Genomic DNA, 10,002 nt, shown 5'->3' on the forward strand with positions numbered 1-10,002 from the left:
AGAAGCCTAAAAAAGGTCTTATCACATCCAAGTGATAAGACCTTTTTTAGGCTTGTTCTGATAATGCGTCGACTTGTTTTTTCCGGTAACTAAAAAGAATCACCAGATAAATACCAGCAGTAAAGATTGTGACACCGATTGGATTGTTCATCAGGATACCTATAAAAATCAATCCTAGAACGAGGATCACTAAACCGCTGAAGAAACGCTCGCTGCGGGTCCCTTTTTTCAAAGCTAGAATAAAGGAGGCAACACTGATCAATAACCAAGTAAGCAAAACAGAATAAGATAAAGAACCGACTAGGTAATTAAATAGCTTATTACCTAAGAAGTAAGATAAAACGACTCCAAGATAAAGTGTACCTGTACAAAATAAAACAGCACGTTGTGGGACTTGATGTTTATTTAAAACAGCTAACTTAGAAGTAAATCCAGCATTTTCCCGTACTCGGAAATACAATGTTCGTGATGAAGCATAGACACCGGAGTTTATTGAAGAAAACAGTGCTAATACGATAACGAAATTGACAATATCAGTTGCAAAAGGGATGTGCATTTTTTGGAAGACCATTACAAACGGACTGGCAGTCGTTGTAGCTAAAGCATCCCAGCGATAAATGATTAAAAGCAAAGTCATAGGGATGATATAAAATGAAATGATTCTTCCCATGACACCTTTAATGGCTTTAGGGATTGCTGTTTTAGGGTCTTCTGTCTCACTAACAGTAATAGCGATCAATTCAGATCCGCCGTAAGAGTAAATAACGACTAGAAGAGAATTAACTAATCCGCTCAATCCATGAGGAGCAAATCCACCGTGACTGTTCATGCGAGAGATCGTATCAAGAAATCCGATGTTGAATATTTCATGAGCAACTAGGTACGTACTAAAAATAATTAAAATAATGATCACAGCAATTTTAATAAAAGCCAACCAATATTCTGTTTCAGCAAACAAGCGAACAGAATACAAATTTATCACTGTCGTCAGAAGCGCTAAGAGCAATACAAAGACCCAGGAAGGTACATGAGGAAACCATAATTGCATAAAACTTGCTGCAGCAACTGCTTCGGCGATAATATTGACCATCCATAATGACCAGTACAACCAGTCAATAAAATCGGCTGTTCGTTCTCCTAAAAATGGTTTGATGATTCCTGATAACCCTTGGACGTTGTCCCCATTTAAAACTAAACGGCCTAAACCATTCATAACGATAAAAAGAACCAACCCACCAAGTAAAAAGGCGAGGATAACCGAAGGACCTGCAATACCGATTGCTTCGCCGCTGCCTTTGAATAATCCCGCACCGATTGCACCGCCAAGGGCCAACATCATGATGTGGCGAGAAGTCATTTGTTTTTGTAGTTTATTTTCCATAAAGTTCCTCATTCCTATAATAGATAGAATAATTTTTAGATTGCTAATATTCAGATAATTATCCATCTATAATACCAAAATATTCAGATAATTTTATTCTAATGAAAGAAATTTCATTTTATTTTCATTTTTTAAAAATAATTAGTTCTAATTCATTAAAAAACAAAAATATTGTTTCGTTTTTAGATTAAAAACATGTATTCGTATAAAATGATGAGAAAGTAAAGAGACAGAGAATCCATATGAATCCTACATCTTCAAAAATTTCTAGTTGATAGAATTTTTTGGTGTAGCTATTAAATCAGTGAGAGAGCCTAAGGGGAAGATGTTTGTAAAACCATCAACAAATTGAGACGGTTATATTTTAAGCAAATAAATAGAAAAACATTCAGATACTTTATAAAATAATGGTGTAATTATTCTGTAAAGAAAGAAGGAGAGACAAATGAGTTGGTTATGGACATTAATTATCGGTGCAGTAATCGGTGCGATCGCAGGTGCAATTACTAAAAAAGGCGGCTCGATGGGATGGATCGCAAATATTGTCGCAGGTCTGGTTGGTGCTGCCCTTGGTCAAGCATTGCTAGGATCATGGGGACCTAGCTTAGCAGGGATGGCATTGATTCCTTCTATTGTTGGTGCTGTCATTGTCGTTGCAGTAATTTCTTTCTTCCTTGGGAAAAGAAAGTAGCTTTTGATAGCAGTTCGTTGTAGTGTAATTTCGATTGGCGAGGATGCTAGAGGCCAAACTATCGGTGGTTATTATCAAAATTCCTAAGTCTTAATAAGTAGTAAATCAAATAATTATTGGTCGTACCTTGTTTAAGGTACGATTTTTTAATGCCTTCCTGAGTTGGTTTTATCATTAACCTGAACAATAACTCGATCATTTTATTTGTAATTATTTTTAATATTATAGGATTATTAGGACTAAAAAAGCGATCTACCAGCACTTAGGTAGGTCGCTTTTAGGCTTAGATTGTACGGACTGTCTCTCTTTGAATCAAGTGGTGCGGTACGACTAATTGAACCCCGCTTGATTGTTGATGGTTTATTTGTTCCATTAATTTTTGCGTACCTAAACGGCCGAGATCTGAAATGTCGATGTCGATCGTTGTTAAATATGGATGGACTAGTGTTGCAAAAATGGAATTATTAAAACTGATCACAGATAAGTCATCTGGGACTTTGTATCCATGTAATGTTGCCAATTGAATCATACGTAAGGCAAAAATATCATCAATCACAACTAGCGCAGTTGCCCCAGTTTCTTTGATTAGTTCAGGGAATTGAGTGTAATCTTCTGGTTGCAGCATCGTCAAGGGCGGATGAGTAGGTAAGCCTTGCAACATCATCGCTTCTTGATAACCAAAGTAACGTTCAAAGAAAATGACTTCTTGATTTACATTGGATACGAATAAGATATTTTTATGTCCTTTTGCGAGTAAATGCTCGGTTGCTTGTTTTCCCAGCAATTGATTGTCGTTGTCAACATAAACAATGTCAGTTTCTCTTTTTGCAGGACGTCCGATCAATGTAAAAGGCACTTGGTGGTGATAGAGATAGTCCACAACAGGATCATCTTTTTCAGAATAAGCGAGAATAAAGCCGTCGACTTGTTTTTGGCGATGCATCCGTGTGACATTCTCCAAAAGAGTCTGACTGTTATCAGCTGAGGCAACAGCCGTCGTTACTTGAAATTCTGCAGCTGTCTCATTGACTGCATTTAGTAATTCCAAATAAAGTGGATTGCCTAAGCGTTCACGTGAATCTAACGGTGGTAAGATCACGCCTAACGAATTGGCTCGTTGTGTACCAAGATTTCTCGCAGTGATATTGGGATAATAGCCCATTGCATCCATAATTTTACGTACTCGCTGTTTTGTTTCACTAGAGATGCTAGGGTGATCATTAATTACACGGGAAACAGTTGAAGGAGAGACGTTTGCTTTTTTCGCCACATCTTTAACGGTAGTCATAATTTTTCGCTCTCCTTTCTTAATTGATTAGTTTGCCCATTGTTTTTCCAGAAACGCTATAGTCAGCTCGCTAGTTGATTCTACTAAAGGAATATCCGTACCTAATTGTTCGGCTTTTCCAACACCGATAGGTAAAGCGCCGCTGGCTTTGATGGCACGAATACCTGCTTGAGCATCCTCGATTCCGATACATTCTTCAGGTTTTAAGCCGATTACTTGTGCCGCTAAATTAAAAATATCTGGAGCTGGTTTTCCAGCTTGCACCGCTGCTGGATCGGCGATACCGTCGAAATAAGCAGTCAACTGCATTTGTTCTAATAAAAATGGGCCGTTTTTGCTGGCAGAAGCTAAAGAGATTTTGATCCCGGCGTGTTTTAGAGACTTCAGTAATTCTAAAATACCTGGATAGACATCTTTAGGTGAGACAGATTGAATCATTTCAACATAGTGATCGTTTTTAGTTTTGGCTAATTCAGTAAATGCTGCTTGAGAAAAATCATTTTCACGATTGCCGTGTGCTAGGATGAGTCGCAAAGAGTCTTCTCGGCTGACACCTTTTAATTTCTCGTTGAATTGCCGATCAATGGAAATCCCTAAATCATCTGCTAATTTTTTCCAAGCCAGATAATGATACTCTGCAGTATCAGTGATAACACCGTCTAAATCAAATAAAACGCCTTTAAACATTTGGTTCCTCCTTTTTTAATGGAACCGTCGTTGAATCACTTAAGAGAATTTCTTTCTCATAAAGCATCATAGCTAAGGCTGGCCCATCTTTCAAGTCGATTTGAACTTCTTTTTGGGTTACGTTTACAGCTAAGAGACGGCCTCGATAATTAATATGGAAGGAATATTCCTCCCAATTTGTTGGCAATAATGGGGCAAAACTCAATGTACCGGAGCTTGTTTTCATTTGGGCAAAACCTTGGACGATCGTAAGCCAGCTGCCGGTCATAGATGTAATATGCAGTCCATCATCTGTGTCGTTATTGTAATTGTCTAAATCTAAACGAGCTGTTCGTTGGTACATCTCCATCGATTTGTCTATCATGCCTAATTCAGCGGCTAAAATTGCATGGATAGAAGGAGAAAGTGACGACTCATGAACAGTCATCGGTTCATAAAATTCAAAGTTTTTACGTTTTTCTTCAGTAGTGAATTGATCACCAAAGAAGTAGATTCCTTGTAAAACATCGGCTTGTTTAATAAAGCACGAACGTAAAATTTTATCCCAAGACCAATTTTGATTTAATGGTCGATCTGCTGGACGTAGTTTGGAAGTTGGCATTAGATCTTTATCTAAGAAAGTATCATGTTGGACGAAAATACCTAATTCTTCATCTGTTGGGAAATACATGTGTTCAATAATATCTTGCCATTTTTCTTGTTCTTCTGCAGAAATTGTCACAGTCGCATGCGTTTGATATTTTTTATAATTTTCCAGAGTATAAGACAATACCCAAGTGGCTAAGTAATTTGTATACCAGTTGTTATTAACGTTGTTTTCATACTCATTAGGCCCAGTCACACCGTGGATCATATATTTTTGTTGACGTTTTGAATAATGAACCCGATCTGCCCAGAAACGGGCAATTTCAGTTAATACTTCTAGTCCTTCTTTTTGAATGTACTCTTCATCGCCGGTGTAAGTCGTGTAATTATAAATTGCGTGAGCGATGGCGCCGTTTCGATGGATCTCTTCAAACGTAATCTCCCATTCATTATGGCATTCGACTCCTGTAAAAGTAACCATCGGATATAAAGCACCTTTTAACCCTTGTTGACTGGCATTGTGTTGTGCTTGGGGCAGTTGATTGTGGCGATATTTCAATAGATTTTTAGTGACATTTGGTTCAGAAGTTGCTAGATACATCGGAACAGCATAAGCTTCGGTGTCCCAATAAGTTGCGCCGCCATATTTTTCGCCAGTAAATCCTTTTGGTCCGATATTTAATCGTTCGTCTTCACCATAATAAGTAGAAAATAATTGGAAAATATTGAAACGAATGCCTTGTTGCGCCTCGTCGTCTCCACCGATTAAGACATCTGATAATGCCCAGCGATTTGCCCAAGCAGCATTTTGTTCTGCTAACAACTCTTCATAAGAAGCTGTGTAGTCGGTTAATAAGGCACGAGCTTTTTTGCTTTGTTCAGCTTCGGGAACATCTCGACTGGTTAAGATGACTACACGTTTTTCTAAGTGGATTGCTTGTTTAGGTTTCAAATCATAGGTGAAAGTTTCGCTAACTTCTAACGTATCGTCATGCTGTGTACCAATCTCGGAACTAAGATGTTTCATTGCACCAGTTACTGAAAATTGTTCGATGCCAAAGTTATTTGGGATAGTTTGTGTTGTTAAGAAATGGATATCTTCGTCATGACCACGTTCTTTTTCTAACCAGAACATCTCTTCATAATTACTATCCTCGTTTTGGACATTGCTATCTAGTTTAGAGATTACTTTCAGCTGTGCCTCTCCAGCTAAACTCTCAGCCGTAAGTCGAATTACTGCTAATTCTTTTTTTACGACGCTTAAAAAACGTTCAAAAGTAAAGCGAATCTTTGCTTTATCGACAGTCACTATAAAAGAGCGGGTGAGAACACCATTTTGCATATCCAATTCTAAATAGAAATCTTCAACATCTGTCACAGCTAAATCAATTTCTTGTTCATTGATGAATAAGCTCATTTGGATAAAGTTCAGCGCGTTGATCACTTTACCAAAATATTCTGGATAACCATTTTTCCACCAACCAACCCGAGTTTTATCAGGATACCAAATTCCTGCAAGGTACGTCCCTTGGTGGTGATCCCCGCTATAACTTTCCTCAAAATTTCCACGCATTCCCATGTATCCATTACCAATACTAGTCAAAGATTCCTGTAGTCGGCGATTTTCTTTGTCTAACTTCGTAGTTCTAATTTTCCAAGGGTCGATTTCAAAAAGACGTTGAACTTTTTTCATGGTAGTCCTCCTTAAAGTATTCATTAGAGATCCATTCAATTAAAGTGGTATCACTCATTAAACTGTTGGATAGTCATTGAAATAAGATCTATAAGTTTTGTTAATTCCATAATAAACGCAACCGGTTGCGTAAGTCAAGCATGAATCTATTTCCTGCTATTTAAATATTTTTAAGTAGATTATATTGAGAGAAAATAAATTAATTGAAAGAGTTTACAAAAAAAGATAATGAGTATATAATGCAATATAACGAAACCGATTGCGCAAATTATTTGCAATACTATTTAGGAGGAACGAGCATGGAAGGAATCAAAAAGATTTTTAGTTTTGAATTTTGGCAAAAATTCGGGAAGGCATTGATGGTGGTAATCGCGGTAATGCCAGCCGCAGGTTTAATGATCAGTATAGGAAAATCATTGCCATTGATTAATGAAAATATCGGATGGTTAGTCACGACCGGCGGAGTTGTTGAAAACATTGGTTGGGCGATCATCGGGAATCTACATTTGCTTTTTGCATTAGCGATTGGCGGAAGTTGGGCGAAAGAACGTGCCGGCGGAGCATTTGCTGCTGGGCTATCATTTATTTTAATTAATCGAATTACCGGTGCAATCTTCGGAATAACTTCTGAAATGTTGGCAGATCCTACTGCGATGACCCATACATTGTTTGGTCAAAAAATCATGGTGGATGGCTATTTTACCAGTGTACTAGAGGCACCAGCATTAAATATGGGGGTATTCGTCGGAATCATCGCTGGGTTTGTCGGAGCGACGGCTTACAATAAATACTACAATTTCCGGAAGTTGCCAGAAGTGCTGACTTTCTTTAATGGAAAACGGTTCGTTCCTTTTGTTGTTATCTTGCGTTCAGTGATTGTCGCCCTAGTATTGGCACTGATTTGGCCAGTAATCCAAACAGGGATTAATGATTTTGGTAAGTGGATCGCAAATTCTCAAGATACTGCACCAATTTTAGCACCGTTTTTATATGGAACGTTAGAACGATTGCTTTTACCATTTGGGCTGCATCATATGTTGACAATCCCAATGAACTATACACAATTAGGCGGCACGTATGAAATATTGACTGGAGCACAGGCGGGAAGCCAAGTGTTTGGTCAAGACCCGCTGTGGTTAGCTTGGGCAACGGATTTAGTGAACTTAAAAAATAGTGGGGATATATCTCAATACCAAGATGTATTAGCACAATGGACACCAGCACGATTTAAAGTTGGGCAAATGATTGGTTCAACGGGTATTTTAATGGGATTGACGGTAGCGATGTATCGGAATGTTGATCCTGATAAGAAGAAAAAATATAAATCAATGTTCTTGTCTGCAGCAGTAGCCGTTTTCCTAACCGGCGTCACTGAACCGTTAGAATTCATGTTTATGTTTGTTGCGGTACCGTTATATGCTTGTTATGCCGTGATCCAAGGAGCAGCTTTTGCAATGGCAGATTTGATCAATCTACGGGTGCACTCATTTGGAAATATTGAATTATTGACTCGGGTACCAATGGCTATACGTGCAGGTTTAGGCAGTGATTTGCTTAATTTTGTATTGACCAGTATCGCATTTGGTGTATTTACGTATTTCTTTGCAAACTTTATGATCAAAAAATTCAATTATGCAACACCAGGAAGAAACGGCAATTATGAAGTCGATAATGAAGAAACAATAAGTTCAGCAACTAACGGATCCGTTTCAGCAGATTCGCAAATTGTTAAGATTATCAATTTGTTAGGCGGACCGCAGAATATTACAGACGTTGATGCCTGCATGACGCGTTTACGAGTAACAGTCGCGGATAAATCTGTTGTCGGCAGTGAGGAACAATGGAAAAAAGCCGGAGCAATGGGGCTTTTAGTAAAAGACAATGGGGTTCAAGCAGTTTATGGTCCTAAAGCAGACATTCTTAAATCGGATATTCAAGACCTATTAGATTCAGGTGTAAAAATACCTGCGAGTGATTTTCAAGACAAAGCAGAAAAAGCAGAAAAAACAACGGCTGCTTTCAAAGGAATGCAGATGAACTTTGCTGCTCCAGCAAATGGAGAATTGATTCCAATTGATCAAGTGCAAGATGACGTGTTCTCGCAAAAAATGATGGGTGAAGGATTTGCCGTTGTACCAGCAAATGGTGAGATTGCTAGCCCAGTCTCAGGGACAATTGTTTCAGTTTTTCCAACTAAACACGCGATTGGTATCAAAACAGAGGATGGAATCGAAGTATTGCTCCATATGGGGATTGATACGGTCGATCTAGGCGGAGCGACATTTGAAATCAATGTTTCTGAAGGAGAAAAAGTTCAAGCAGGAAAAGTCGTAGCGACAGCAGATTTAGCAAAAATTAAAGAAGCTGGGAAACTAACAACGATGATTGTCGTCTTTACAAATGGTGACAAGATCGAAAATTACCATTATGATAAAACAGGATTTGTTTCACGTGGTGAGACAATCGGAACAATTGATTATTAAAGCGGGGCGAAAGCGATTAAAGTACTAACGTTAAACACGCACAGCTGGATGGAAGAACAAGACCAGCAGCAAATCGATGTGCTGGCTAACCAAATTGCTGAAGAGGAGTATGATTTGATTGGTCTGCAAGAAGTGAATCAACTTCTTGCAAGTCCTTTAGCAAAAGTAGATACGTATTTTCAGCCAACATCAAACCAACAGGCGATCCATCAAGACAATTTCTTATTTTGTCTGACAGAACGACTAAAAAAATTAGGATGCCACTATTATTGGAGTTGGACGTACAGTCATATCGGATATGATATTTATCATGAAGGAATCGGATTATTGTCAAAGACGCCGATGAAAACAGCTAGTTATTTGATTTCTAAAAGTTCAGATCCAACAGATTATCATACGAGAAGATTTATGTTAGGCGAAACCTTTATCGAGGGGCAAAAAATAGTAGCTATCAGTAGTCATTTTTCCTGGTGGCATTCCGTTGATGAGGCTTTTGGCTACGAATGGCGCATGTTAGAAGAGGTATTGTCAGAAAAACAAGGTACCTTGATTGTTATGGGAGATTTCAACAATGATGCAAAAAAAGCAGCTGAAGGCTATGATCTAGTCTGTAAAAGTTCGCTAGCTTTGCAAGATGCCTTTATTGCTGCGAGAAATAAAACTGGTGAATACACCGTTGAAAAATCTATTGATGGTTGGGATGAAAACGCCGAAAGACTACGAATAGATTATATTTTCACTTCTAAAAACTTTGAAATAGAAAGCTATCGAGTTGTCTTTGATGGAAAAAAGGAATCTGTAATTAGTGATCATTATGGTGTAATGGTAGTGATGAGTTAGCAAATTGCTAACTCATTTTCTATTTACTTGAAATTGTTTTGAAAAAATATTGAAAAGTATTTGACATTATTTTTCAATATGATATTATCAATAACGTTGCTGAAACAACTTGATATAACAACGAAAAATAATTGTTGACAAGCCTTTTGTTGAATGTTATTATTTCGAGGTTGCTAATTGAGTTTCAAAACTTCTTTCAAAATAGTTGAAAAAAGTTATTGACATTCACTCGGTAAGCTGTTAAGATATAAAAGTTGCTGAAACAAAACAACAAACAATGTAGACCTTTGAAAACTGAACGAATAAAACAAACCAAATGTGTAGGGCGTTTCTATTTAATAGAAACAAACAACA

7 protein-coding genes are annotated in these 10,002 nt (G+C 37.8%); 3 read left to right on the plus strand and 4 right to left on the minus strand.

Going from position 1 to position 10,002, the window contains the following annotated elements; genetic code table 11:
* Positions 1-46 precede the first annotated feature (46 nt).
* Positions 47-1,381: an amino acid permease gene (locus P7D84_RS02835; protein WP_311804931.1), complete on the minus strand. Its 1,335-nt coding sequence runs from the start codon at positions 1,379-1,381 to the stop codon at positions 47-49.
* A 445-nt stretch (positions 1,382-1,826) separates the two neighbouring features.
* Here P7D84_RS02835 and P7D84_RS02840 point away from each other — a divergent pair, with 445 nt between their 5' ends.
* The gene (locus P7D84_RS02840; protein WP_137603803.1) at positions 1,827-2,072 is read left to right on the plus strand and encodes a GlsB/YeaQ/YmgE family stress response membrane protein; all 246 of its coding nucleotides are present in this window, start codon (positions 1,827-1,829) and stop codon (positions 2,070-2,072) included.
* Positions 2,073-2,355: 283 nt separating this feature from the next.
* Here P7D84_RS02840 and P7D84_RS02845 read toward each other — a convergent pair whose 3' ends face one another.
* Genes P7D84_RS02845 through mdxK form a run of 3 tightly spaced genes read right to left on the minus strand, consistent with a single transcriptional unit; the run spans position 2,356 to position 6,325 of the window.
* Positions 2,356-3,363, minus strand: a complete 1,008-nt coding sequence (locus P7D84_RS02845) for a LacI family DNA-binding transcriptional regulator (RefSeq protein ID WP_311801490.1) — start codon at positions 3,361-3,363, stop codon at positions 2,356-2,358.
* A gap of 24 nt (positions 3,364-3,387) precedes the next feature.
* Positions 3,388-4,047, minus strand: coding sequence for a beta-phosphoglucomutase (gene pgmB, locus P7D84_RS02850; protein ID WP_137603801.1), 660 nt, complete (start codon positions 4,045-4,047; stop codon positions 3,388-3,390).
* Positions 4,040-6,325 (minus strand): maltose phosphorylase MdxK, encoded by a 2,286-nt coding sequence (mdxK, locus tag P7D84_RS02855; protein WP_311804932.1) that lies wholly within the window; start codon positions 6,323-6,325, stop codon positions 4,040-4,042. Before mdxK ends, pgmB begins: the two co-directional genes overlap by 8 nt.
* A 299-nt stretch (positions 6,326-6,624) precedes the next feature.
* On the opposite strand from mdxK, the gene P7D84_RS02860 reads away from it, so the two are divergent.
* A complete protein-coding gene (locus P7D84_RS02860) occupies positions 6,625-8,808 on the plus strand; it encodes a PTS transporter subunit IIBC (protein WP_311804933.1) in 2,184 nt (727 codons plus the stop codon).
* Between the two features lie 15 nt (positions 8,809-8,823).
* Positions 8,824-9,648, plus strand: coding sequence for an endonuclease/exonuclease/phosphatase family protein (locus P7D84_RS02865; protein ID WP_376716909.1), 825 nt, complete (start codon positions 8,824-8,826; stop codon positions 9,646-9,648).
* Positions 9,649-10,002: the final 354 nt, after the last annotated feature.

The sequence above is a fragment of the Enterococcus dongliensis genome (assembly GCF_031927985.1).
GTDB classification, from domain to species: Bacteria; Bacillota; Bacilli; order Lactobacillales; family Enterococcaceae; genus Enterococcus_A; species Enterococcus_A dongliensis.